Annotated in this window: 29 protein-coding genes; 15 read left to right on the top strand and 14 right to left on the bottom strand. The window is 69.9% G+C overall.

Annotated features, from left to right (window positions below):
* Window positions 1-35: 35 nt before the first annotated feature.
* Window positions 36-1,013 (top strand): 5,10-methylenetetrahydromethanopterin reductase, encoded by a 978-nt coding sequence (locus NL112_RS09030; protein WP_255152390.1) that lies wholly within the window; start codon window positions 36-38, stop codon window positions 1,011-1,013.
* On the opposite strand, the gene NL112_RS09025 is transcribed toward NL112_RS09030, so the two are convergent.
* Window positions 1,014-1,229: a DUF8024 family protein gene (locus NL112_RS09025; RefSeq protein ID WP_255152389.1), complete on the bottom strand. Its 216-nt coding sequence runs from the start codon at window positions 1,227-1,229 to the stop codon at window positions 1,014-1,016.
* A gap of 77 nt (window positions 1,230-1,306) precedes the next feature.
* On the opposite strand from NL112_RS09025, the gene NL112_RS09020 reads away from it, so the two are divergent.
* The gene (locus tag NL112_RS09020; protein ID WP_255152388.1) at window positions 1,307-1,567 is read left to right on the top strand and encodes a DUF7573 domain-containing protein; all 261 of its coding nucleotides are present in this window, start codon (window positions 1,307-1,309) and stop codon (window positions 1,565-1,567) included.
* 9 nt (window positions 1,568-1,576) lie between these two features.
* Here NL112_RS09020 and NL112_RS09015 read toward each other — a convergent pair whose 3' ends face one another.
* The 4 genes from NL112_RS09015 to NL112_RS09000 all read right to left on the bottom strand — a co-directional run bounded on the left by NL112_RS09015 (window position 1,577) and on the right by NL112_RS09000 (window position 3,107).
* Complete coding sequence (locus NL112_RS09015) at window positions 1,577-1,906, bottom strand: DUF5615 family PIN-like protein (RefSeq protein WP_255152387.1); 330 nt, start codon at window positions 1,904-1,906, stop codon at window positions 1,577-1,579.
* Complete coding sequence (locus NL112_RS09010; RefSeq protein WP_255152386.1) at window positions 1,903-2,139, bottom strand: DUF433 domain-containing protein; 237 nt, start codon at window positions 2,137-2,139, stop codon at window positions 1,903-1,905. Before NL112_RS09010 ends, NL112_RS09015 begins: the two co-directional genes overlap by 4 nt.
* Before the next feature lie 79 nt (window positions 2,140-2,218).
* On the bottom strand, window positions 2,219-2,374 hold the full coding sequence (locus NL112_RS09005) for a hypothetical protein (protein ID WP_255152385.1): 156 nt from the start codon (window positions 2,372-2,374) through the stop codon (window positions 2,219-2,221).
* Window positions 2,375-2,420: 46 nt separating this feature from the next.
* Entirely contained in the window at window positions 2,421-3,107 is a 687-nt protein-coding gene (locus NL112_RS09000) for an HNH endonuclease (RefSeq protein WP_255152384.1), read from the bottom strand.
* 177 nt (window positions 3,108-3,284) lie between these two features.
* On the opposite strand from NL112_RS09000, the gene NL112_RS08995 reads away from it, so the two are divergent.
* The 5 genes from NL112_RS08995 to NL112_RS08975 all read left to right on the top strand — a co-directional run bounded on the left by NL112_RS08995 (window position 3,285) and on the right by NL112_RS08975 (window position 8,224).
* The gene (locus tag NL112_RS08995) at window positions 3,285-4,244 is read left to right on the top strand and encodes an AAA family ATPase (RefSeq protein ID WP_434084196.1); all 960 of its coding nucleotides are present in this window, start codon (window positions 3,285-3,287) and stop codon (window positions 4,242-4,244) included.
* Window positions 4,241-5,230: a DUF58 domain-containing protein gene (locus tag NL112_RS08990; protein WP_255152382.1), complete on the top strand. Its 990-nt coding sequence runs from the start codon at window positions 4,241-4,243 to the stop codon at window positions 5,228-5,230. Before NL112_RS08995 ends, NL112_RS08990 begins: the two co-directional genes overlap by 4 nt.
* The gene (locus tag NL112_RS08985; protein WP_255152381.1) at window positions 5,227-7,494 is read left to right on the top strand and encodes a transglutaminase TgpA family protein; all 2,268 of its coding nucleotides are present in this window, start codon (window positions 5,227-5,229) and stop codon (window positions 7,492-7,494) included. The genes NL112_RS08990 and NL112_RS08985 overlap by 4 nt, the downstream gene beginning before the upstream one ends.
* Before the next feature lie 34 nt (window positions 7,495-7,528).
* Window positions 7,529-7,822, top strand: a complete 294-nt coding sequence (yciH, locus tag NL112_RS08980; RefSeq protein ID WP_255152380.1) for a stress response translation initiation inhibitor YciH — start codon at window positions 7,529-7,531, stop codon at window positions 7,820-7,822.
* Window positions 7,823-7,942: 120 nt separating this feature from the next.
* Window positions 7,943-8,224, top strand: coding sequence for a hypothetical protein (locus NL112_RS08975; RefSeq protein WP_255152379.1), 282 nt, complete (start codon window positions 7,943-7,945; stop codon window positions 8,222-8,224).
* 1 nt (window position 8,225) lies between these two features.
* Here the strand turns inward: NL112_RS08975 and NL112_RS08970 are convergent, their stop codons facing one another.
* From NL112_RS08970 to NL112_RS08955, 4 genes are all read right to left on the bottom strand, one after another.
* Window positions 8,226-8,600, bottom strand: coding sequence for a rhodanese-like domain-containing protein (locus NL112_RS08970; protein WP_255152378.1), 375 nt, complete (start codon window positions 8,598-8,600; stop codon window positions 8,226-8,228).
* A 57-nt stretch (window positions 8,601-8,657) separates the two neighbouring features.
* Window positions 8,658-8,933, bottom strand: coding sequence for a hypothetical protein (locus NL112_RS08965; RefSeq protein ID WP_255152377.1), 276 nt, complete (start codon window positions 8,931-8,933; stop codon window positions 8,658-8,660).
* Window positions 8,923-9,285 carry a hypothetical protein gene (locus NL112_RS08960; protein ID WP_255152376.1) on the bottom strand — a complete coding sequence of 121 codons (363 nt, stop codon included), beginning with the start codon at window positions 9,283-9,285 and terminating at the stop codon, window positions 8,923-8,925. The genes NL112_RS08965 and NL112_RS08960 overlap by 11 nt, the downstream gene beginning before the upstream one ends.
* Window positions 9,286-9,435: 150 nt before the next feature.
* The gene (locus NL112_RS08955; RefSeq protein WP_255152375.1) at window positions 9,436-9,702 is read right to left on the bottom strand and encodes a thioredoxin family protein; all 267 of its coding nucleotides are present in this window, start codon (window positions 9,700-9,702) and stop codon (window positions 9,436-9,438) included.
* Window positions 9,703-9,819: 117 nt separating this feature from the next.
* Between NL112_RS08955 and NL112_RS08950 the strand changes: the two genes are divergently transcribed.
* From NL112_RS08950 to hisE, 4 genes are read left to right on the top strand one after another with little or no spacing between them, the layout of a single operon-like run.
* Window positions 9,820-9,981 carry a preprotein translocase subunit Sec61beta gene (locus tag NL112_RS08950; protein WP_255152374.1) on the top strand — a complete coding sequence of 54 codons (162 nt, stop codon included), beginning with the start codon at window positions 9,820-9,822 and terminating at the stop codon, window positions 9,979-9,981.
* A gap of 43 nt (window positions 9,982-10,024) precedes the next feature.
* Entirely contained in the window at window positions 10,025-10,645 is a 621-nt protein-coding gene (gene pdxT, locus NL112_RS08945) for a pyridoxal 5'-phosphate synthase glutaminase subunit PdxT (protein WP_255152373.1), read from the top strand.
* 24 nt (window positions 10,646-10,669) lie between these two features.
* Window positions 10,670-11,119 carry a bifunctional nuclease family protein gene (locus NL112_RS08940; protein WP_255152372.1) on the top strand — a complete coding sequence of 150 codons (450 nt, stop codon included), beginning with the start codon at window positions 10,670-10,672 and terminating at the stop codon, window positions 11,117-11,119.
* Window positions 11,112-11,417 carry a phosphoribosyl-ATP diphosphatase gene (gene hisE / locus NL112_RS08935; protein ID WP_255152371.1) on the top strand — a complete coding sequence of 102 codons (306 nt, stop codon included), beginning with the start codon at window positions 11,112-11,114 and terminating at the stop codon, window positions 11,415-11,417. The genes NL112_RS08940 and hisE overlap by 8 nt, the downstream gene beginning before the upstream one ends.
* Here the strand turns inward: hisE and NL112_RS08930 are convergent.
* Window positions 11,414-11,734 (bottom strand): ASCH domain-containing protein, encoded by a 321-nt coding sequence (locus NL112_RS08930; RefSeq protein WP_255152370.1) that lies wholly within the window; start codon window positions 11,732-11,734, stop codon window positions 11,414-11,416. The two genes, hisE and NL112_RS08930, sit on opposite strands and share 4 nt — an antisense overlap.
* Before the next feature lie 322 nt (window positions 11,735-12,056).
* Here NL112_RS08930 and NL112_RS08925 point away from each other — a divergent pair, with 322 nt between their 5' ends.
* Window positions 12,057-13,061: an NOG1 family protein gene (locus tag NL112_RS08925; protein ID WP_255152368.1), complete on the top strand. Its 1,005-nt coding sequence runs from the start codon at window positions 12,057-12,059 to the stop codon at window positions 13,059-13,061.
* 122 nt (window positions 13,062-13,183) lie between these two features.
* Here NL112_RS08925 and NL112_RS08920 read toward each other — a convergent pair whose 3' ends face one another.
* Both NL112_RS08920 and NL112_RS08915 read right to left on the bottom strand, forming a co-directional pair.
* Window positions 13,184-13,936, bottom strand: a complete 753-nt coding sequence (locus tag NL112_RS08920; protein WP_255152367.1) for an SIMPL domain-containing protein — start codon at window positions 13,934-13,936, stop codon at window positions 13,184-13,186.
* Between the two features lie 62 nt (window positions 13,937-13,998).
* Complete coding sequence (locus NL112_RS08915) at window positions 13,999-15,318, bottom strand: TIGR00341 family protein (RefSeq protein WP_255152366.1); 1,320 nt, start codon at window positions 15,316-15,318, stop codon at window positions 13,999-14,001.
* 84 nt (window positions 15,319-15,402) lie between these two features.
* On the opposite strand from NL112_RS08915, the gene NL112_RS08910 reads away from it, so the two are divergent.
* Window positions 15,403-16,056, top strand: a complete 654-nt coding sequence (locus tag NL112_RS08910; RefSeq protein WP_255152365.1) for a Dph6-related ATP pyrophosphatase — start codon at window positions 15,403-15,405, stop codon at window positions 16,054-16,056.
* A 5-nt stretch (window positions 16,057-16,061) separates the two neighbouring features.
* Here the strand turns inward: NL112_RS08910 and NL112_RS08905 are convergent, their stop codons facing one another.
* A complete protein-coding gene (locus NL112_RS08905) occupies window positions 16,062-17,846 on the bottom strand; it encodes a DUF7289 family protein (RefSeq protein ID WP_255152364.1) in 1,785 nt (594 codons plus the stop codon).
* A 73-nt stretch (window positions 17,847-17,919) separates the two neighbouring features.
* Complete coding sequence (locus NL112_RS08900; protein WP_255152363.1) at window positions 17,920-18,414, bottom strand: type IV pilin domain-containing protein; 495 nt, start codon at window positions 18,412-18,414, stop codon at window positions 17,920-17,922.
* Between the two features lie 290 nt (window positions 18,415-18,704).
* Between NL112_RS08900 and NL112_RS08895 the strand changes: the two genes are divergently transcribed.
* Both NL112_RS08895 and NL112_RS08890 read left to right on the top strand, forming a co-directional pair.
* On the top strand, window positions 18,705-19,319 hold the full coding sequence (locus tag NL112_RS08895; protein ID WP_255152362.1) for an RAD55 family ATPase: 615 nt from the start codon (window positions 18,705-18,707) through the stop codon (window positions 19,317-19,319).
* Between the two features lie 196 nt (window positions 19,320-19,515).
* A complete protein-coding gene (locus tag NL112_RS08890) occupies window positions 19,516-22,236 on the top strand; it encodes a type II/IV secretion system ATPase subunit (protein ID WP_434084195.1) in 2,721 nt (906 codons plus the stop codon).
* The last annotated feature ends 8 nt before the right edge of the window (window positions 22,237-22,244 follow it).

The raw sequence follows: 22,244 nt of genomic DNA, 5'->3' as shown, positions 1-22,244 counted from the left end.
GGAAACGCTCCCCTCGCAACGTTGCCGGAACACACATGCTAGGCATCGAACTCACTCCCGAACACCCCGTCAGTCGCATCGGAGACCTCGGCCGGCGCGCCGAGCGAGCAGGCTTCGACACCGTGTTCTGCTCGATGCACTACAACAACCGCGACCCGTTCGTCGCCCTCGACCGGGTGGCCCGCGCCACCGACTCGGTGGGTGTCGGCCCCGGCGTGGCGAACCCCTACCAGACCCACCCGGTCGCGCTCGCCGGACAGGTGGCGACGCTCGACGAATCCTCCGGGGGCCGCGCCGTCTTCGGCGTCGGGCCGGGCGACCCCGCGACGCTCCGCAACCTGGGGGTCGACCGCGAGCGCGGCCTCTCGGCGGTGTTGCAGGCGTTCAAAGACGCACAGCGACTGTGGCGCGGCGAGCGAGTCACCCGCGACGGCGTCCACGCGGCCGACGACGCCGGCCTCAACTTCGAACCGCCGCAGGGCGACTCGATTCCGGTCTACGTCGGCGGTGAGGGGCCCCACATGTGCCGGATGGCCGCCAAACACGCCGACGGCCTCCTGTTCAACGGCTCGCACCCCGACGACCTCGCGTGGGCCCGCGAGCAGGTCGAAGCCGGGCTCGACGAGCGGCCCGACGACCGCGGCGCGTTCACGCTCGCGGCCTACGCCGCGGTGTCGGTCAGCAACGAGGCCGACGCGGCCCGCGAGGCCGCCCGCCCGCCGGTGGCGTTTATCACGAGCGGCGCCGCCCCGCCCGTGCTGGAACGGCACGGCATCGACGCCGACCGCGCCGACGACATCGGCGACCACATCTCCGCGGGCGAGTTCACGGAGGCGTTCGGCCTCGTGACCGAGGCGATGCTGGACGCGTTCTGCATCGCGGGCACCCCCGAGACGGTGGCCGAACGGGCGGCCGAACTCCGCGAGCACGCCGACGGCATCGTCGCGGGGTCGCCGCTCGGCCCGGACCTCGACGCGGCGGTGCGACTGGCCGGTGAGGCGCTCGACCGGTAACTACCGCCGACTCTCCGGGGGCCCGCCGCCCGACGGGAACTGTTTCACGATGGCCTCGACGATGCCGCCGGCCGCGAGGATGCCGAACACGGCCGACGCCGCCAGTACCATGAGCGCGCCGATAGCCACCAGAATCACCTGCTCGGGACTGCCCGCGACGTTCGCGACCTCGCTCGGGATGCCGACCTGCGCGAGCGTGGGGAGTGTCGCCGTCATACCCGACTCCTCCGGCGGGGGCTACTTGCCAGTTCCGGGTCCGCCACGCTCTTGCCGGTGGCCGCGCGACCCGGAGTGTGGCCCGCGACCGCTCGCTCGACGAGTTCGCACGCGCCGACAGCGACAGCGACGGCGACGACGGCGACGACGGGGGCGCGGACGCGGCGGACGACCCGGCGAGTGCGGACGACGACCCGAACTTCGCCGACCCGGAGCCGGCGGTCTCGACCTACGCGTTCTCGCCGGGGGGCGCGGCGTGTGCGGCCTGTGGCGAGACGGTGGAGAAGCGGTGGCGCGACGAGTCGGGGCTGGTGTGTGGCGACTGCAAGGCGTGGTAGTGGGGCGCGTCACGCGAACACGATCTCGTCCGCCAGGTCGCGGTTCGCGTTCTGCTGGAGCGTCGAGTCGATACGTCGGACGAGTTCGCCGACACCCCTCTCGTGTTGAGACACGAACACGATTCCGGCGTGGCTGTCGTCGTACTCGCCCGACTGCACCATCGAGAGGAAGTCGTCGTCGAACGTCAACAGGAGCCAGTCGTTGTCGGCCGCGTACGCCAACTGCTCGTCGTCGGGGGCGCCGAGCGTGCCTTCCTCCATCGCGGTCGTGACGGACCAGTCGCGGCGGCGGAGCCCCTCGACGACCGGCATCCAGACGTTCTCGTCCGCGTAGATCATGCGGGCGTCTCGGCGTCCGAGTGCGCGTCGCGGAACTCCTCGATGTGGGCGTAGTAGTACGCGATCGCCGTGTGGATGTCCTCGAGCGTCAGGACCGGGTAGAATTCGGCGATTTCGTCCGGCGAGTAGCCGTCGTGCTCGTAGGCGCAGGCGACGTTGATGACCCGAATCCCCGTGTCGCCAATCGTCGGCGCACCGCCGCTGTGGTCCTCGTCCCGGACGATCTCGGTCATGCGCGAACCTTGTTCCCATTCGCATATAAATCGACGGTCGAGCACCGGCTCGGCGGTTCGGATACGCGTCCCGGCGATTCTATCGCACCGACTTCATCGGCCGCGCGCGTCTCGGTATCGTCTCCTCGGCGGTGGTGCGGTGACACCGGGGTCGTGGCTCGCCGCCGAACCGCTCGTCGGCGACGATGCGCGGGTTCTCGGGGTCCGGCACCTCCGCCTCCGGGTCGCTCGCCATGCACCGAGGTTGGGCGCGTTCACTGGTAAGGATTCGTTCGAATCGCTCACCACCAGTCGAGTCTCGAATTATGCTGATTCAGGTACTCGCCCGACGGTTGCCGCACGTCAGGAAACTCGACCCGATTCCCCTCACGGTCGAGAAGCGTCCGCCTGAGCACGTCGCTGTCGGTCGATAGCTCCGGCGAGACGTGCAGATGGAAACCACTGTCGAGGGTGAACAGCCCGCGGTCGAACGCTTCGTGGTGGGTCTTGTCGAGCGGGATGACGTTCGCGGGGTCGGTTCGTCGGTCCGGGTAGTCGCTCCACGGGAGGACGTGGGCCACGTCGAGCAGTCCCGCGTGGTCGACACCCGAAACCGGACAGCGCGCGTCGTACCACGACAGCACGGCCTCGCGGAACGCGGCCGGCATCGAGCGGGCCTGCACCGTCGTCTCGTACGTTTCCGCCTCGTACGTTCCGGTACCCTGGTCGGTAGAAACGTCGGCGGCATCGACCTCCAACTCGCGGATGCGGTACGTACCCGCGTGGTCCAGGAACTCGAGTTCGTCGCTGTCGCGGAGTTCCTGAAGCACCCGGCTGAGCGTCTGTCCGGGGGTGTTCGCCTCCGGGAACTCCGCTTCGAGTACCGACCGCGACTGGTCGAGCAGGTCCTGCCGCTCCACGACGTCGTGCCCCGTCTGGTCGCGGTACCGATGGAGTTCCCGCCGGACCACCTGACGCCACTCCGACATGGTCCTGAATGTTCAGCGACCCGACAAAGATCTACCCCTGGCTCGACCCACCAACCCCTATTGAGGACTCCATACCCGGAGCAGTCAGGCTTAACAACGCTCCGGCCCGTTTCGTGAGCCAATGACTCGCAGGCCGTCAGGGGAAGACACTTACCGAGGGCACCGAACGACGCGGGTATGGTCCCCGAACCGATGAGTGACGTACAGTCGAGCGGCCTCGCCGTCTCCGACGCCGGCGACGTCGCACAGGACGTCATCGACAACGTCAGTCGGGTCATCGTCGGCAACGAGGAGGCCGTCGAGCATCTCCTCGTCGCCATGCTCGGCCGCGGACACGTCCTGCTCGAGGACGTCCCCGGCGTCGGCAAGACGATGCTGGCCCGCGCCGTCGCCACCTCCTTCGAGTGCGACTTCAAGCGCGTCCAGTTCACCCCCGACCTCCTCCCGTCGGACATCACGGGCGTCAACGTGTTCAACCAGAAGACCCGTGAGTTCGACTTCCGGCCCGGCCCCGTGTTCGCGAACGTGGTGCTGGGCGACGAAATCAACCGCGCGCCCCCGAAGACGCAGTCCGCTCTGCTGGAGGCGATGGAGGAACAGCAGGTGACCGTCGACGGCGACACCCGCGAGGTGCCGGACCCGTTCTTCGTCGTCGCCACGCAGAACTCCGTCGAGCGCGACCGCACCTACGAACTCCCCGCGGCCGAACTCGACCGGTTCCAGATGAAGCTCCATCTCGGCTACCCGACCGAGAGCGAGGAGCAGGAGGTGCTCGGGCGGATGGTGGGGGACCACCCCATCGACGACCTCTCCCCCGTCGCCACCGTCGACCAGCTGGTGGCCGCGCGCCGCACCACCGGCGAGGTGACCGTCGAGGAGCCAATCCGCGAGTACGTGACGGCGCTGGCCCGCTACACCCGCGAGAACGCGCGGCTGGGCGTCTCGCCGCGCGGCTCCATCGCCCTGTTGCGGGCCGCACAGGGCCGCGCGGTGCTGGAGGGCCGCGACTACGTCGTCCCCGACGACGTGCAGGCGGAGGCGGAGCCGACGCTCGTCCACCGCATCCGGCTGGGCCGCGGCGAGGGCTCGGCGCGCGAACTGGTCCGCGAGGCGCTGTCGACCGTCGACGTGCGATGAGGCTCACCCGCCGCGGCTACGCGGTTCTGGGGGTCGCGGTCGGCGCCATCGCGCTTGCGGCCCACGCCGGCCCCCGGTCGCTCAACGCCGTCGCCGGCCCCGCCGTCGTGACGCTCGCGTACGGCGTCGTCACGCTCGCGCGACGCGACGCACCGACGGTCACGCGCCGCAAACCCGCGCCGGGGTTCCCCGGCGAGACCCGCGAGGTTCACCTGCGCGTCGACGCCGACGGCCCCTGTCAGGTGCGCGACCGGACCGGCGACGGACTCCACCCCGTCGACGACGCGGACCGGTACGTCACCGACGGAGAGGCGCGCTACACCGTCGAACTGCTCGAACGCGGCGAGCACGCGCTCGGCCCCGCATCGGTGACCCAGCGGGACACACTCGGGGTCGTCAGCCGCGAGACGCGCGTCCAGGAGACGACGCCCGCGCTCGTCTACCCCGTCGTCGAGCCGGTGGCGCCGAACCGAACGTTCCGCGGGCTCGTCGAGCGCGCGGGGACCGAGGACCGCGACGCGTTCGACACCCTCCGGGAGTACGTCCCCGGCGACGCACTGCGTGACGTCCACTGGAAGACCTCGGCGAAACGCGAGCCCGGCGAGCTCGTGGTCGCGGAGTTCGCCCGCGCCGACGAGGGCGGCGTCACCGTCGTCGCCGAGGGCGACGCCGAGTTCGCCGACGAGATGGCGTCCGCCGCGGCCAGCATCGCCGTCTACCTCCTCGATGCCGACCTCGACGTGGAGCTCCACGCGCCCGGCGGCCGCGTCCGCGACGGCCGCGGCGAACAGCAACGCGACGATGTCCTCGAACTGCTCGCGCGAACGCCCGCCGGCCGCGTCGGCGACGTCGAGGCCGACGTGCGGGTTCGCGCCGACGCCAGCGGCGTGGAAGTCACCGCCAACGGCCGCCGGTTCCCGTTCTCCGAGTTGACCGACGGCGTCGGGGCGGCCGACGACGCCCAGCGGCAGGAGGTGGTGGCGTGAGCACGACCACCCGCAGACTCCCGGTCCTCGGCGAGGTGGACGTGCCGCGCCTCCTCGCTGTGGGCTCGGTGGCGCTCGTCGTCCTCTCGTATCTGAGCATCCTCCACTTCATCGCCACCGTCGCGGGGAAACCCACCCTCCTGCTGGGCGCCGTCGGCGTCTCCGTCGCGGCCGCGACGCTCGCCGCCCGCGTCCTCCGCCCGCGGTACGCCGCCGTGCTGGCGCTGGCGCTCGTGGCCGCCGGCACCTACTACTATCTCGGCACGCTCCCCGAGGGCGTCGAGGTGTACGGCGCCGTCGGCCCGCTCGTGAGCGACTCCATCTCGCTACTCTCGGGGCTGTCGATACTCCGCATCGTCAACGCGGGGACGTGGGCGCTGGCCATCGCGCCCGGCCCAACGTTCCTCGCGTGGTATCTCGCCTTGCGGCGCCACTACGTCGCGGGCGCGGCCGTCGCCGGGTTCACGCTCGGCATCTTCGTGCTGACGGGCAACGCCGACGCGCCGACCACTCTGCTGGGTGCCGTCGGCGTCGTCGGCGCGATGGGCTTTGGCGACGTGGCCAACCGCGAGCACGCGGCCAGCCAATCGGCGGGCGACGGCGCGGCCGAGGGCATCGACGACGCCCGCCGCGCCATCCTCGTCGAACTCGGGGCCGTCGTCGTCGGCACCAGCCTCGTCAACATCGTCCCCGGTCGGGTGGGCGCCCGCGGCGGCAACCCGCTCGGGGGTATCGGAGGCGGGAGCAACACCGTCGAGGGGAACCTGCTCGGGGCGGCCGACAGCGTCCAGATACAGGGCTCTATCAGTCTCTCGCCGGAGGTCCGGTTCACCGTCGACAGCGGCCAGCGCGGCTACTGGCGCATCGGCTCGTACGACCGCTACACCGGCCGCGGCTGGGTCCGAACCGGCGAGAGCGAACCGTACGAGAGCCGCCTCGCCTCCCCCCGTGGGCGGAGCCGACGGGTCGAACAGACGTACGAGTTCGAGAGCCGGATGGGGAACATGCCGGCGCTGTGGAAGCCAGTCGAAATCGAGGAGGCCGACACCGCCGCAGACGTGCTCCCCGACGGAAGCATCCGTCCGGTCCGGCCGTTCGCCGCCGGCGAGTCGTACACCGTCGAGTCGCGCACGCCCGTCGCCAGCCCCAGGCAGTTGCGCGAGGCCGGCACCGACTACCCGACGGCCGTCGAGCAACGGTACACCGCGCTTCCGGAGAACATCCCACGGCGGGTCGCGGATCGGACCAGCCGCATCACGGGGAACGCGACCAACCCGTACGACACCGCCCGCGTCATCGAGCAGTGGCTGGAGAACAACCGCGCGTACTCGCTGGACGTCGAGAAGCCCGGCGGCACCATCGCCGACGCGTTCCTGTTCGAGATGCGTGCCGGCTACTGCACCTACTTCGCCACGACGATGGTGACGATGCTCCGCACCCAGGGCGTTCCCGCGCGGTTCGTCGTCGGCTACACGCCCGGCGAGCAGGTGGCCCGCACCGAGTGGGTCGTCCGCGGGCTCAACGCCCACGCGTGGGTCGAGGTGTTCTTCCCCGACCACGGCTGGATACGGTTCGACCCGACGCCGGGCGGCGCCCGGAACGCGACCGAGCAGAACCGGCTGTCGGAGGCCCGCGAGAACAACGAGACGAACGTCGACACCGAGCGGACCGGGCCGGAGGAGTGGACGCCGACGCCCGACCCCGACGAGGAGACGGCCACGACGCCCGACGACACGGACGTGCGGACGCCGAACATCGACCAGCCGCTCTCGCCCGTCGGCGGCGACTCCCCGACGCCGCCCGGACTCGGCGGGGGCGGGTTCACGCCCAGCGACCCCGGCGGCGCAAGCGGGTTCGAACTCCCGACGCTCCCCTCCCGCGAGCAGGTGGGGCTGGGACTCGTCGTCGCGGGCGCGGCCGTCGCCGGCCTCCGGCGCTCGGGACTCACCACTCGCGCCTACCGGGAGGTGTGGCTCCGTTACCAGCCGCGGACCGACCCCGTCAGCGACACGCGACGGGCGTTCGAACGCGTCGAGTACGTGCTCGAACGCGACCACCGGCCCCGCGAACCCGGCGAGACGGTCCGGCAGTACGCCGCCGACGTGGGCGACGAGCGGGCCCGCCGGGTCGCCGAACTGTACGAGCGGGCGACGTACGCGGGCGGCGTCACCGAGGCGGAAGCCGGCGAAGCCGTCTCGCTGGCCGACGAGCTCGTCGCTGACGGCGGTCTCGCGGTCGTAAACCGGGGTGCGAAGTCCCGATAGTGTTTAATACGGCCAGTCTGTAACCCACGGTGTAATGTCGGAAGTCTGCTCGACGTGCGGCCTGCCTGAGGAACTCTGCGTCTGCGAGGACGTCGCCAAGGAGTCCCAGGAAATCACGGTCCGCATCGACGAGCGCCGATACGGTAAGGAGGTAACGATTATCGAGGGGTTCGACCCGAAGGACGTCGACCTGAGTTCGCTCTCCAGCGACCTCAAGTCGAAGTTCGCCTGCGGCGGCACCGTCGAAGACGATGCCATCGAACTGCAGGGGAACCACACGGGCCGCGTGGAGGATTTCCTCCGCGAGAAGGGTTTCAACGTCGCCTGACCGACCGCACCGTCGAGCCACGTCTCGACCCGTCTCCTTTCGTCCACTGACGCGCCAGCCGTGACGCCGTCGATTGCGGCGGCCGCAAGGCGTAACTCGCCGGTCGCGGAACCGGCGACTATGATAGGTCCGAAACCCGAGGAGATGTACGGACCGACCCGACGAGCCATCGAGGACGCGTTCTGGGACGTGCTCGGCACCGTCGCCTACGGGCTGTTGCTGTGTCTGGTCGTCCTCGTCGGCCTCCAGATGGTCGTCCTGACGCTGGTGTTCGGCGGGGCCGACCCCGTCTCCGTGGGTCTGCTCGCCGTCGGGGGGCTCGCCGTCGCCGGCTCCGTCTACGAACTCCACCTCACGTTCGACCTGCGGCAGGGCATCCGCCGCGAGCGGCGCGGCCGCTGACTCAGAACGGGGCCTCCGGGCCCTCGTCGCTCCCGTCGCCGTCCGCGCGGGCGTCGGCGCGTTCGAGGCCGTACTCCGCGGCCCATCCCTCGATGCCGGGCGCCAGCGACTCGACGACCGCGTCCTGGGTCCCCTGATAGGAGCCGACGAGCCGCGCCGCCTGCACCGACGCCTGTCCGTGGGGACAGACGGTGACGACCCGCTCGGCGCCGTCCAGTTCGGCGACCCGGTCCGGCAGTTCTTCGAACGGGATGTTGACGCTCCCGGGGATGTGACCCCGGTCGAACGCCGCGGGCGAGCGGATGTCGACGACCCGCACGTCCGCGTCCGATTCGAGGAGGGCCGCGAGCTCGCTCGCCGAGAGTTCGCCGTCCATGCCGGGAGACAGCGGTCCGGGCCGCTTAAGCTACCGGGTGCGGGGCACGGGCCGCGCTCACGGGGCCGCGAGCCCGAGGTTGCCCGCGAGGTAGTCCTCGCCGCGTGAGGTGATGACGTAGCCGCGGCCGTCGGGTGTCCCGGCGGCGACGAGCCCCAGCGCACGGAGCCGGTGGCAGGCGGCCCGCGCCGTCGCGGAGTCGACGCCCACGTTCAGCCCGACCGTCCGGACGCAGACGGGGACGTCCAGGGGTTCGAGGAACTCCAGCACGGCACGGGCGGCGACGTCGAGCCCGCCCGCGTCCCGGTGCCGACGGGCGACGTCACCGGACATGGTTCGTGTCACCCGTTCGGTCGGGCCAGCGGGCGTCGAGCGACCGGTTCTCGAGCCGGTCGAAGTGCTCGTCGCACAGCTCGACGGTCGTCGCGCCGAGTTCGTAGTCGTTCTCGAGTCGCAACACGCCGCCGGTGTCGCTCGTCCGGGGGCGCCACTCGGGGAGCGCGACGGCGCCGTCGCGCGAGCAGAGCACACAGCCGCTCCGCTCGGTCCAGAGCCCGTCCTTCAGGCTCCGTCCGAACAGCCGCTCCTCGCACCGGAAGCAGAGCCCGCCGAGCTCCGTGCCAGCGAGCAGGTCCACTACGACGCGGTTGTACCCCGACCTGAGTCCACACGCGAGACAGTCCATCGTTTCCCCTCCGGGGAGCGAACCCAGTCGAGCGGGGGTTAACTACCTTGCTAGGTGCCGAGCGGAGCGCACAATAGCTCTCGATACCGAACCCGAACGGAACGGCGTCGCCACTCCCGAGGCGGGCCGCCGCGAGAACCGGGTGGCGAGTTACGCGCCGGCTTCCTGAAGCGCCGTCTCGAGTTCGTCGCGCTGGGTGACGCCGACGAACCGCTCGACGATGCCGTCGTCGTTCTCGACGACCAGCGTCGGGAGCGACCGCACCTGATACTCGTTGGCGACGTCCTGCTGTTCGTCGACGTTCACCTTCTCGAAGTTCACGTCCGGGAACTCCGCCTCCAGCTCCTCCAGGATGGGGTCCTGCGTCTTGCAGGGGCCACACCAGTCCGCGTAGAAGTCCTTGAGACTGACGGTCATAACCGGTCGGAGATTGTCGAGGCTGGCGCTAAAACCTTTCCCACTTGCGTACCAGTCGGGCCCGAGCGGCGAGCGCGTGCCGAAAGGCTTACCCCCTGAACGCGACGACTGGAAGGTATGAGCAGCGGCCAGAACTCCGGCGGGCTGATGTCCTCTGCGGGCCTCGTCCGCTACTTCGACTCCGAGGACCGGAACGCCCCGACCATCGACCCCCGAACCGTCGTCGCCTTCGGCCTCCTGTTCGGCGCCTTCGTCATGGTGCTGAACATCGTCGCCTGACGACTCCGTCGCCCTTTTCGCGTTCGACCCCGAACCGGGAGCCATGAGCCTGCGAGCCGGCGTCGTCGCCGTGCAGGGCGACGTCTCCGAACACGCCGCCGCCATCCGCCGGGCCGCCGGGCGCCACGACCGCGGCGCAGAGGTGGTGGAGATACGCGAGTCGGGGCTCGTCCCCGACTGCGACGCGCTCCTCATGCCGGGCGGGGAGTCGACGACCATCTCCCGACTGCTCACCCGGGAGGGCATCGACGCCGAGATACGCGAGCACGTCGCCGCCGGCAAGCCGGTGCTGGCGACCTGTGCGGGCCTCATAGTCGCCGCGGGCGACGCGAAGGACGACCGCGTCGACAGCCTTGGCCTGCTGGACGTGGCGGTCGACCGCAACGCCTTCGGCCGGCAGGTCGACTCCTTCGAGGCGCCGCTCTCCGTCGACGGCCTCGACGACCCGTTCCCCGCGGTGTTCATCCGCGCGCCCGCCGTCGACCCCGAGTCGGTCGGCGACGACGTCGAGGTGCTGGCCGCCTGGGACGGCCGCCCGGTTGCCGTCCGGCAGGGGCCGGTCGTCGGCACCGCATTCCACCCGGAGTTGACCGAAGACGACCGGATACACGACCTCGCTTTCTTCGAGCAGGCGGCCGCCCCCCACCGAGACACGAGGCTTTAACGCCGCCCGTCACCTCCTTCGGGTATGGATGCGTCTATCGACGGGGTGAAAGTCGCCGGGACGCCGAACGGGCCGGTGCCGGTCGTTCTGCTCTCGGTGCCGGACAGCGACGACCTGTTGCCCATCTTCGTCGGTTTCGACGAGGCCGTCGCCATCCGTCGCGGCCTCGACGCCGAGGACATCGGCCGCCCGCTCACCCACGACCTCCTGCTCGACGTGATGGAGGAACTCGGCGGGCGCGTCGAGCGCGTCGTCGTCTCCGAGTTGCGCGACGGCACCTACATCGCGGACCTCCACGTCCAGACGCCGCGCGACGACGTGGTCGTCGACGCCCGTCCCTCCGACTCGCTGGCGCTGGCGGCCCGCACCAACGCGCCCATCGAAGTCTCCGAACAGGTGTTCGAGGCCGGTCACGAACTCCCCGAGGAGTTCGAGGAACTGCGCGACATCCGGGAGGTCATCGCGGATGAGTGACGCACGGGACGACAGCGCCGAGATTCTCGAAGAACTGTTCGCCGTCATCGAATCCCGCAAGGAAGAACTCCCGGACGACTCCTACACGACGACGCTTTTCACCCACGAGAAGGGGGAGAACTACGTCCTCGAGAAACTGGGCGAGGAGACGACGGAACTGCTGTTGGCGGCGAAAGACGACGACCACGAGGAACTCGCCCACGAGAGCGCCGACATCGTCTACCACCTGCTCGTGTTGCTGTCGATGAAGGGGATGGACCTCGACGACCTGCTCGCCGAGTTGGAGTCGCGGCGCTAGCGCCGCTCGAACCGGTAGGTCCGAACCTCGCTCGTCTCGTCCCACTCGAACTCGCCCGGATGCACCCGCTCCATCCGCTTCTTGTACGCCTCCAGCGACTCCGACCCCTCGCGTTTCGCGTCCGCGTCCGTCAGGTCACCGAGCGTGCGGTCCTCGACGCTCGTCACCTCGAACTGCTGGCCGTCCACCTCGAACGTGTCGCCTTCCTCGGCGTAGCGGTTCGAGGCCCCGCGGGTCAACTGCGTCACGTCGCCCGCGAGCGCGGCCTGCTTCACGCGGTCGTTCGGGAGGAGTGCGTCGGCGTCGATGTCTGCCATACCCCCGGGTTGGGGCGCCGGAAGCAAAAACCCCGAACCACGCGAACGGGACAGCGACCCCTGGCGGACTGGAAGGGCGAGCGCGCTGGACGAAGCACGACGACGAAAGCACCGAACGAGGGAGCGATGCGACCGAGTGAGGCGCGCAGCGAGTCGCGAGAGTCCAGCGCGCGAGGGCTTCCGAGGCGTCGGTCGTCGTCTCGTCTCCAGCGAAGCGGTCCGAACTGGCGTCCCGGACACGTCTGACGACCCCCACGACAACGAAAACCACGCCTAGCGCCGGACGGACGGCCTTTTACGCCTCGGCGGCGAACGGTCCCCAATGACTACTTTCGAGGACCTCCCCACGACGCCGCGGTCGGAGGAACTCATCGACAAGGCGTTCTCGCGGGCCGCACGCGCCGGCAACGCCAAGCAGGGCGTCGAGGCCCAGGAGTCGATGCTCCAGACGGCGGCGAACATCCTCTCGGACAACACCGAGAACGTCGTCACCTCCTGGCCGGACTTCGACGCCATCGACCCGTTCTATCGGGAACTCGCGGACGCCATCGTCGCCCGCGAGGACCTGAACGTCGACACGCTCCGTCAGCATCTCTCGGAGGTGATGTGGGCCTCCCGGCAGTGCGACGAGATAAAAAACGAGTACCACGGCCGCATCCGCAACGCCGACCCCGAGACCGCGCGCAAACTCCGCAAGCAGGCGTTCGCCCGCCTCGCCTCCGTCGTCCGCGAGGTGGAGGGTGACCTGTTCGCGCTCGCCGACGCCCGCGAGGAACTGCGACAGCTTCCGGACATCCGCCCGGACGAACCGGCGGTCGTCGTCGCCGGCTACCCGAACGTCGGGAAGTCGTCGTTCGTCAACCGCGTGACGCGGGCCGACAACGACGTCGACACCTACCCGTTCACGACCACCCAGATTCGGGTCGGCCACTTCGAGCGCGACCGCATCCGCTATCAACTGGTCGACACGCCGGGCCTGCTCGACCGCCCGGCCGACGAGCGCAACGCCATCGAGTCGCAGGCCGTCTCCGCGCTGACGCATCTCGCCGACGCCGTCCTCTTCCTCGTGGACCCCAGCGAGTCGTGTGGCTACCCGCTGGAGGCGCAACTCGCGCTCCGCGACGACGTGGAGCAGTTGTTCGCCGACGCCGCGGGCGACGAGGAGGAGGTGCCCGTCCTCACCGTCTGCAACAAGAGCGACCAGTCGCGCGACGTGGAGGCCGACTGCTACATGAGCGTGGCCGACGGCGAGGGCGTCGAGGAGACGCTCGACGCCGCAGTCGAGGCCGTCGACTGGGAGATAGCCCTCCCGTTCGAGGAGAACTGAGGCGGGCGTCGAGCGGTCGCCCGGCGACGGAAGAGAGGGCCGAAACGAGGGCGGCCGGACCGAGTGGAGAGCCGAAACGTGGGGGAACGAACTGGAGGGCCGAAGCGAGGGGTCGCGGACGGTCAGTTGTCCGTCGCGTTGTACGTCACCTGCACCTGCACGCTGACCGAGACCGGGCCGGACTCGACGGACGTGCCGCCGGCGTCGGCCGACATCGCCGCCGTCTCGTAGCGGACTGGGCTGTAGCCGCGCTCGACGGTGGAGACGGCGCCGACGCCAGTGATGGTGAGGTCGCTCGACTGCGCGAGCGTGTCGGCCTGACCGCGGGCGTTGTCCATCGCGTCCGAGAGCGCCTCCTTGCGGAGGTCACGGCGCGTCTCGCTCGACAGCGTGAACCGCACGTCGTCGACGTTCGTCGCGCCGTTCTCGACGGCGGTGTCGATGACGGTGCCGACGTTGTCCACGTCGCGGACGGTTATCTGGAACGCGTGCATCGCGCGGTACGCGGGCGCGGTGGGGTCGTCACGCGCCTCGTAGTTCTGCGAGATGTCGTACCGCTGGGTGCGGACCTGGTCCTCCGAGACGTCCGCATCCCGGAGCGCATCGCGCATCCGCGAGACGTTGTCCGCGAGTTCCTGCCGGGCGGCGCTGGCGGAGTCGGCCGTCGTCACGACGGCCACCGTCACGACCGCCTGGTCGGGCGTCGTCTCGGCGGTGCCGCCCGCGCCGACGGTGATTGTGCGGGCGCCGTCGGTTGTCGGTACCTCGGTCGACGCCTGGGCGGCGGGCGAGAGGCCACCGACGGCGGCGGTGACCCCGGCACCCACCGCGAGCGCGGCGACTGCCAGAACGATGATAGTGCTGTTTCGTCGCATGACACTCGAGGGAACGTCGCTTCGGGAAAAAGCCGCGTCGAAACCTCAAACGGCCGTTTGACCTATTCGACCGTCTCGTAGGTCACGTACCGGACCTGCAGTTCGACGTCGGTCCCGGCGGCCTCGTCGACCTCCCGGTCGAGCACCGTCGTCACGCCCGCCGTCGACCGGTCGGGCGGGACGCCCATCGTGACCACGACCCGCGAGGGTCGGTGCAGAAGGAACACGGGGTCCTGCGGGGCGAACATCACGTCCACGTCGAACACCGTCATCGCGGCGTAGCGCTCGCCGTACGGGCCGTCGGGCGCGACCACCTCACCTACGGCCGCCTCGACGGCACTCTCGGTGTTCGACGTCCGGTAGGAGTCGTAGGTGACGCCGCCCAGAAACAGCGACAGCAACGCGATGACCGCGACGATGAACGCGACCCGCCGGACGGTGGCGGTGCGGGCCTCCGCGACCCGGAAGAACCGCTCGGGGCGGTAGCCGGAGTACCACAGCACCAGAAGCGCCGCGAGGTTGATCGAGAGGCCGTTGACGACCGCCAGCACGCCCGAGGAGAGCACCATCGAGGGGTCGCCGTACGCGATGCCGATGCCCACGGTTGCGGCGGGCGGCACCAGCGCGACGGCTATCATCACGCCCACGAGCGCCGTCGAGACGCCGCTGGTGAGCGCCACCGCGCCGGCCACCCCCGACCCAAGCGCAACCGCCAGCGAGAGGAAGTCGGGGTTGAGTCGCTCGCGCACCTGCTCGATGCCGGCCGGGTCCAGGGCGTCGGGGACGAGATTGAGCACGTCGACGGCGGCGGCGAACGCGGCGGCCGCCGCGACGGCCAGCGCCATCCCCGCTATCTGCATCCGCACGCCGCGGGCGAACAGCTCGTCGTCGTCGACGACGCTCCCGACGGCGGTGGCCATCGCCGGGCCGATGAGCGGCGCGATGACCATCGACCCGACGACCGTCGCCGGCGAGTCCAGAAGCAGGCCCGCGGTGGCGATAATGGCGCTCACGGCGGTCATCACGATGTAGATGGGCCACGTCGACGCGAGGTCCTGCGCGCGGGCCTGCAGTTCCTCGCGGGCGATGCGCTCGTCGGCCTCCTCGCGCTCCTCGTACTCCTCTTTCAGCGCCTCGAACCGCCGGGAGACGACCGTCTCCGCCGACAGCACGACCGTGTACGCCTGCTCGTCTAACCCCACCTCGCGGAGCCGTTCGAGCACGGGTTCGACCGCGCTCTTCGGCAACGGGAAGTAGACGACGCCGGTGTACCTGCGCCCGCTCGTCTCGTCGGTCAACACGTAGTCGATCCCTTCGTCGTCGAGCACCGACAGCACCGTCTCCTTCTTGCCCGCCGGGATGGTGACCTGGACGAGTCGCACGGGCACACGTCAGCCCGGAGGGGGAAAACACCCCCGGGTCCCGCGACCGCAACGCTCCTGTCGCCGCGGCCCCGACCGTCGAGCGTGTCGGTCGTGCTCTCGTGGAGCGGCGGGAAGGACAGCGCACTCGCGCTGTGGAACCTCGAGCGCCGCGGCGTCGAGGTGGTCGAACTGCTCGTCGAGTGCCACGGCGAGCGCACGCGCGGCCACCGCGTGCGCCGCGACCTCGTCGACCGACAGGCCGCGGCGCTCGGCTACCCCGTCCGGTTCGTCGACCTCCCCGCGGACGCGGACAACGACGCCTACGAGACACGGATGTGCGAACTCGCACGCGAGTACGCGGACCGGGCGGACGCCGTCGCGTTCGCCGACCTCCATCTCGACGACGTGCGTGCCTACCGGGAGTCGGTGTACGCCGACGCGCCGCTGGAGACGCGGTTCCCGCTGTGGGGCCGCGACCCCGACCCGCTGGTCGAGACGGTCCTCGACCGGTTCGAGGCCGTCGTCGTCGCCGCCAGCGACGCGCTCGGACCGGCGTTCGCGGGCCGACGACTCGACGCGGAGTTCCGGGCGGACCTGCCGGACGGCGTCGACCCCTGTGGCGAAAGTGGCGAGTTCCACACGTTCGTGGTCGACGGCCCGCCGTTCGACGAGCGCGTACCCGTCGAGGTGGGCGAACCGTTCACCGACGAGCGCCACGGGACGACGCTCCACTATCGCGACCTCGAACCGGCGTAGTCGCCTCAGGCGCTGGTGACGTTCATCCGGTGGACCGCGACGTGGGCGAACTCCAGTTCGGAGATGCGGGAGGCGCTCGGGAGCGTCACGTCGTTCAACTGCCGGTCGTAGTGGACCCGGCCGTTCTGCCCGAGCGTTATCTGCCCGCCGACGAGACCGCCGTACACCTCGGCGTGCTTCGAGTAGATGTGGCCGTCGAGATGCAACCCGTCCGGGGCGAACAGGATGCCCTGGAACGTCGCCGACTGGGAGTTGCTACCGGCGATAGCCGCCTCCGTCGTCTGCGGAGCGAGCACCCAGAACTGCGGCGCGGCGTCGTCCTCGACGGTCACCGCCGACCCCGTCCCGACGAAGAGGTTGACCTCGCGGTTCCCCTGCCCGGTAATCGACGCCGTCGTCTCGTCCCGACTTGCGAGGTACACCCGGACGACGCCGTCGCCCCGCACCTCGACGCTCCCTCCGGTGCCGTGTGGCTTCCGCACCGTGAACCAGTTCTCGACGCCGAGCGTGACGTTCCCGTCGGTCGTATCGAACACCAGCGTGCCGCCGCTGACGTCGACCGACGGGGCGTAGTACCGGCCGTGCTCCAGCGTGACCGACTCGCCGTCCGACACCACGAGACCGTCCCGCATCCGCTCGACGTCCGGGTCGGCGTTCGCCTGCGCGTTGTCGTTGGACGCCCGCACGTCGTTCAACCGGTCGACGACGAGCGGGTCGATGGGCAACAGCGTCGGCACGCCGTCGATACGCTGGACCGTGCCGCCGATGGTCCCGTCGTTGGTGTAGTCGACGCTGTAGCGCCCGTCGCCGGTGACCTCGGCCGAGGGGTTCTCGACGCGGAGCCACTGCCCCGTCTCGACGGTGCCGTCGATGGTCGCGTCGGCCGAGATGGTGACGTTGCCCACCGCCTTCACCGTCCCGTTCGAGGACCGCGTCACGCTGTACGGCCCCTGCGTGGAGTTGTACGAATCGACGTACGCGCCCGTCCCGACGAGTTCGAGCGGTCCCGACTCGGCCGTCGCCACGATTCCCCCCTGGATTCCCCGGCCCTCCGGTAGCGAGACGAACCGGACGCTCGCCGTCCGCGCCGAGGGGTCGACGGTGACGATGCCGGGCGTGTACGTCCGGAAGAACTCGGCCCACGCCTCGTAGTACCGGCCGTGGACCGTGACGACGGCGGTGGTGTTGTCCACCCGGTTCGTCAGCCCCCGCGAGGCGTTCGGGAACACCCGCGTCGTCCCGTTGGGCGTCACCTGCACCGTGCTGGCGACCGTCCGCTCGCCCTCCGTCTTGACGATGGGGACCGTGAGCGTCCCGTCGCGGTAGTGGAACTCCGGCCGCGAGACGACCACCGACCCGTTCCCGGTCGACCGGAACACCCCCCCGCCCTGGTAGCCGACCGTCTGCTCGCCCTGCTCGTAGACGACCGCCCCGAGCGTGACGTTCACCACCTCGACGGTGTTCGGGTCCCGCATCCCGGTGAGGTCGGTGTACCGTATCCGCATCCACCCCGCGTTCGGACGGACGCTCGCCGTCCCCTCGGTGTCCGGCAGGCCGAAGTCGACCCGGGCGGCGTCCGAGCGACCGAGCGCCACCGCGCTCGACCGCGCGTCGAACTGGGAGAGCGACCGCTCGGCGCCGGCCATCCCGACGGCCTCCCGGTCGCTCTGAAGCGCGCCGTAACCGACGCTGGCGACGGCGACGGCGCCGACGACGGCAATGCCGAGAAGCAGGGCGACCCCGAGCACCTCGGACTGGGCGCGGTCGTTGGTCGGTTCGTGGTGTCTCATAAGATTCCTGTTACGTATGTTCGCGTGTACGAAAATTCGAGAAGCGCCACGGGAACTCGGGCGGCGTGGTCGATTACTCGACCGTGGTCTGTCCGATCTGGATCTGCCTGTCGCTGTCCGGGTCGTCCCAGACGATGACGATGACATCGCCGGTGTTGACCGTACCGTCGCCACCGGGATCCGAACTCACCTCGAAGGAGTCACCAGTCGCAAACGTCGACGGGACGCCGGGACTGTTGACCGTCCCCCCGTTGACCTTCACGATTATGTTCGAATTGTCGAACGTGTCACCACCTTCGTGAGCGACAGCCATGGTACTGGAACCGGAGTCGTACGTGAAGTCCAGTCGCGCGTTCTTTGTCTCCGTGCTCGACGTGCTCGTGTCGAGCACGACGAACCCGATCACGGCCGCGAGAATGACGGTCACTGCGATGAGCAGCGCCACCCCCACGACCGGCGATACAGCCCGGTCGTCCGTGTGCAGTTGGGAGATCATCGTTGGTTCCGTTTCCGAGGGACGACAGCGGCGTCGTGTCCACACGTCCACCGTTCTCGCCCTCACCCCCACCGTGGACAGAACCGGGCATTGTTATGGTTAGCTTACGGAAACCACGGAATCGAGCCGAGCGAGTAACGCGCTACTACTGCTCGCCCGGCGAGCGAGTAGCCGGCGACTGCGACGCCGCGGGACCGTCCAGTATCGCGGTTCTGCGGCCCGCTCGTCGGTAGAGAGCTGATACCCGGACGACAGCAACCGGATAACGATGGCCGGCGAGGGTGCCCACCCGGTGGGACCATGACGCCGGAGACGCACCGACACCGAGCGGCACGGGCGCGCAAGCAGGGCGGGGACCGACCATGAGCGACGACCGGCGGCTCGCCACGGGCGTCGACGCTCTCGACCGGAAGCTCGGGGGCGGGCTCCCGGTCGGGACGGTGACGGCGCTGACGGCCGACCCCGCGAGCCAGTCGGAGCTGTTCCTCTACCGCCTCGCGGCCACGCGTGAGACGGTGTATCTGTCGACGGTCCGTCCGGCGACGGGCGTCGAAGCGGCCGTCGACGGTGACGTCGAGGCCGTCCGAGCCGACGGCGACGCGCCGCTCGAACACGCCCGCGAGGTGGTCGCCGACCTGCCCGAGGCGACGAACCTCGTCGTCGACCCGATGGACGTGCTCGAAGGGTGCGACCCCGCCCGATACCGGGCGTTCCTGTCGGAACTCGGACGGCGGGCGGCCGCGACCGGGAGCGTGGTCCTGCTCCACTGTCTGTGCGACGAGCGGGCCCCGGCGGGCCGGCGCGAGACGCTCCACCTCGCGGACGTGGTGTTCGACCTCGCGACCGACACGGAGGGCGATTCGGTCGAGAACCGGCTCGCCGTCCCGAAGTTCCGCGGCGGGGAGTCGATGACCGACGTGGTAAAGCTGGACCTGACGGGCGACGTGGCCGTCGACGTGAGCCGGAACATCGTCTGAGCCGGTAGAACCGGCCTACGTCCGGCGGTAGGCGACCTATTACAATGGCCGTATTGTGGGATTACCCGCACGGTATGGGTGAACGCACGACCACCGCTCCCCGCTCCGGGGGGCGACGGGAACGGGGGTGTCGCCGCGGCACCGCACGGGCCGCGAAAGCAGTACCTACGAGCACGAACTGGGGAGGTGACGGCCGGTGAGCGACGCCGCCGACCCCCCCGGTGACGACCTGCGGGAGCGAGCGCCCGACCGTGACCGGCCGGACGCGGCCGTCGGGACGTACACGTGGGAGCAGTTCCTCCGCGAGTACGCCGACGACGACGTCGCCGACCGGTACGCCCGGGCGGTCCGCGAGTCCGGCGACCGGGACGGCGGTGGCCTGTTCGGCTCGCTCCGGGGCGACACCGACGACGACGGCGTCGACTGGGACGATATCGGCTTCGACCCCGAGCCGTGGCTCGGGATGCCGCCCGACGAGTTCATCGAGGCGGTCCAGCGCGCCGGCGGCCTGGCGACGGGGCTCCGCGAGCAGTTCGAGCAGTGGCTCCTCGACACGCCGGTCCGCAACGGCGAGTACACCTGGGAGCAGTTCAAGGCGGAGTACCACTACGACGACGGGCTAAAGCCGCCGCGCGACGACGACGGCGAGGTGGCGTCGTTCGAGCCCGAATCGTGGCTCGGGTTCGACCCCGCGGAGACCGACGAGCGGCTGAGCGTCGCCAGCGAGACTGCCCGCGACCTGCGGGCGCTCGTCGACCACCGGACGGTCAACGTCAACCCCGACATCGACGAGGACGCCTTCTTCTCGGACGCCGACGGGCGGACGACGCTGACGAACCGCTACGACCTCGAGAAGGCCGTCCCGGCCGAGAAGAAGCTCCACTTCACCGAGGTCCAGCGCTACTGGGTGAACAAGCCGTACGCGTTCGTCATCATCTTCCACTCGGTGAAGGACAACGAGAAGAAGTACTACCTCGTCGACCCGCATCTCAACGACCTCGAACGGCAGTTGGTCGAGTTCCTGTCGGGGAAGCTCCGGGCGACCATCAAGTACTCCGACGACGAACTCGCCGCTCGCGGCACGGAGGCGGAGCGCCGCGGGATACTCGAGCGCGAGACCCGGCGACTGCTCGACCGCTACGACCTCTACGAGGACGAGTCGGCCGGCTCGCTGACCCGGCAGGCCCGCTACCTCCTCGACCGCCTCGAGCTAGACGGGTACGCCGACCGGCTCGGCCTCGCACCGGCGACGGGCGACGAGCCGCCGGGCGGTCCCGAGGGCGTCACCGCCCGCCCGGAGCCGGCCGTGCTCGCGGAGGACCACGGCCGGTTGAGCGAGTACCAGGTCCACAAACTGCTGTATCTGCTGAAGCGGAACTTCGTCGGCTACGAGCGCATCGACGGCGTCAAACACGACATCAACGTCGAGGACATCTCCTGTGACGGCTACGACGCGCCCATCTTCGTCTACCACACCGACTACGAGCAGATGATAACCAACATCCAGCACGACCCCGACGAACTGGACGACTTCGTCGTCAAACTGGCCCAGCGGTCGGGGAAGGGAATCAGCCAGCGCCGGCCACAGGTCGACGCCACCCTACCGGACGGCTCCCGTGCACAGTTGACGCTCGGCCACGCCGTCTCCGACCACGGGACCAACTACACCATCCGGCAGTTCAAGGACGTCCCGTTCACCCCGGTCGACCTCATCAACTGGAACACGTTCTCCTTGGAGCAGATGGCGTTCATCTGGCTCTGCATCGAGAACGAGCGGTCGATGATATTCGCCGGCGGCACCGCCTCGGGGAAGACCACCTCGCTGAACGCCGTCTCCCTCTTTATCCCCAACAGCACGAAGGTCGTCTCCATCGAGGACACCCGCGAGGTCGAGTTGCCACAGCGCAACTGGGTCGCGAGCGTCACCCGGCCGTCGTTCGGCACGGACGACACCGGCGACGTCGACGAGTTCGACCTGCTGGAGGCGGGGCTCCGACAGCGCCCCGACTACATCGTGATGGGCGAGGTGCGCGGCGAGGAGGGCCGCACCCTGTTCCAGATAATGTCGACGGGCCACACCACGCTGACGACGTTCCACGCCGACACGGTCGGGGAGGTGCTCAAGCGGTTCACCACCGACCCCATCAACGTCTCGAAGACGCTGTTCACGACGCTGGACCTGGTGTCGGTCCAGACGCAGACCCGCATCCGCGGGCGGAAGGTCCGGCGCAACAAGGCGCTGACCGAAATCAACCACTACGACCCCGAGAACGACGAAATCAACGTCCAGGACGTCTACCAGTGGCAACCCGGCGACGACGAGTTCAGGATGCAGGGCGACCCGAACACGCTGGAGAAGATACGGTTCGACCGCGGCTGGGACGAGGCGACGCTCCGCCGGCGGCTGTTCGAGCGACAGGTCGTCCTCGCGTATCTCGTCGAGAACGACCTGAACGCCTACGGGCAGGTCGCGGCGACCGTCCAGGGGTTCATGAACGAACCCGAGACCATCCTGACGCTCATCGCCACCGACCGGCTCGCGGAGAGCCTCGACGACCTCCGGGAGATGGAGAGCGTCGCCATCAACGTCGACCCCGAGAAGGAGGCGCTGGTGCCCCGCCCGGAGCCGTCGGCGGCGACCCGCGAACGCGCCCGGGACGTGCTGGAGACCGCCGAGAACCGCCTCCTCGACGACTACCGCGACCGGGAGGCGCGGACGCTCGTGGGCGCCGTGGCGGACGTCGAGACGGCCGAGGACCTCGTCGCCCGACCCGGTCGCGGCGAGGAGTTGTGGAGCCTCATCGACCGGGTGCGCGACGACCTCGGACTCGGCGATTCGACGGCGACCGACCGGCGCGAGAGCGCGACGACCGACGAGCGGGAGACGCCCGCCGCGAGCGAGGACGGAGCGAGGTGACCCGGATG

This window comes from Halorarius halobius (genome assembly GCF_024298865.1).
In the GTDB taxonomy this organism is placed as follows: Archaea; Halobacteriota; Halobacteria; order Halobacteriales; family Haloarculaceae; genus Halorarius; species Halorarius halobius.
This window is presented reverse-complemented; position numbering and strand designations above follow the sequence as displayed.

Excerpts from the sequence above, each read along its gene's own strand:
- NL112_RS08905 (WP_255152364.1), bottom strand. The coding sequence starts at position 17,846 with ATGAGACACCACGAACCGACCAACGACCGCGCCCAGTCCGAGGTGCTC.
- NL112_RS09000 (WP_255152384.1), bottom strand. The coding sequence starts at position 3,107 with ATGTCGGAGTGGCGTCAGGTGGTCCGGCGGGAACTCCATCGGTACCGC.
- NL112_RS09010 (WP_255152386.1), bottom strand. The coding sequence starts at position 2,139 with ATGACCGAGATCGTCCGGGACGAGGACCACAGCGGCGGTGCGCCGACG.
- hisE (WP_255152371.1), top strand. The coding sequence starts at position 11,112 with ATGAGTGACGCACGGGACGACAGCGCCGAGATTCTCGAAGAACTGTTC.
- NL112_RS08925 (WP_255152368.1), top strand. The coding sequence starts at position 12,057 with ATGACTACTTTCGAGGACCTCCCCACGACGCCGCGGTCGGAGGAACTC.
- NL112_RS09030 (WP_255152390.1), top strand. The coding sequence starts at position 36 with ATGCTAGGCATCGAACTCACTCCCGAACACCCCGTCAGTCGCATCGGA.
- NL112_RS08955 (WP_255152375.1), bottom strand. The coding sequence starts at position 9,702 with ATGACCGTCAGTCTCAAGGACTTCTACGCGGACTGGTGTGGCCCCTGC.
- NL112_RS08970 (WP_255152378.1), bottom strand. The coding sequence starts at position 8,600 with ATGGACGGCGAACTCTCGGCGAGCGAGCTCGCGGCCCTCCTCGAATCG.
- NL112_RS08930 (WP_255152370.1), bottom strand. The coding sequence starts at position 11,734 with ATGGCAGACATCGACGCCGACGCACTCCTCCCGAACGACCGCGTGAAG.
- NL112_RS08965 (WP_255152377.1), bottom strand. The coding sequence starts at position 8,933 with ATGTCCGGTGACGTCGCCCGTCGGCACCGGGACGCGGGCGGGCTCGAC.
- yciH (WP_255152380.1), top strand. The coding sequence starts at position 7,529 with ATGTCGGAAGTCTGCTCGACGTGCGGCCTGCCTGAGGAACTCTGCGTC.
- NL112_RS09015 (WP_255152387.1), bottom strand. The coding sequence starts at position 1,906 with ATGATCTACGCGGACGAGAACGTCTGGATGCCGGTCGTCGAGGGGCTC.
- NL112_RS09025 (WP_255152389.1), bottom strand. The coding sequence starts at position 1,229 with ATGACGGCGACACTCCCCACGCTCGCGCAGGTCGGCATCCCGAGCGAG.
- NL112_RS09005 (WP_255152385.1), bottom strand. The coding sequence starts at position 2,374 with ATGGCGAGCGACCCGGAGGCGGAGGTGCCGGACCCCGAGAACCCGCGC.
- NL112_RS08960 (WP_255152376.1), bottom strand. The coding sequence starts at position 9,285 with ATGGACTGTCTCGCGTGTGGACTCAGGTCGGGGTACAACCGCGTCGTA.
- pdxT (WP_255152373.1), top strand. The coding sequence starts at position 10,025 with ATGAGCCTGCGAGCCGGCGTCGTCGCCGTGCAGGGCGACGTCTCCGAA.
- NL112_RS08995 (WP_434084196.1), top strand. The coding sequence starts at position 3,285 with ATGGTCCCCGAACCGATGAGTGACGTACAGTCGAGCGGCCTCGCCGTC.
- NL112_RS08940 (WP_255152372.1), top strand. The coding sequence starts at position 10,670 with ATGGATGCGTCTATCGACGGGGTGAAAGTCGCCGGGACGCCGAACGGG.
- NL112_RS08920 (WP_255152367.1), bottom strand. The coding sequence starts at position 13,936 with ATGCGACGAAACAGCACTATCATCGTTCTGGCAGTCGCCGCGCTCGCG.
- NL112_RS08950 (WP_255152374.1), top strand. The coding sequence starts at position 9,820 with ATGAGCAGCGGCCAGAACTCCGGCGGGCTGATGTCCTCTGCGGGCCTC.
- NL112_RS08990 (WP_255152382.1), top strand. The coding sequence starts at position 4,241 with ATGAGGCTCACCCGCCGCGGCTACGCGGTTCTGGGGGTCGCGGTCGGC.
- NL112_RS08895 (WP_255152362.1), top strand. The coding sequence starts at position 18,705 with ATGAGCGACGACCGGCGGCTCGCCACGGGCGTCGACGCTCTCGACCGG.
- NL112_RS08975 (WP_255152379.1), top strand. The coding sequence starts at position 7,943 with ATGATAGGTCCGAAACCCGAGGAGATGTACGGACCGACCCGACGAGCC.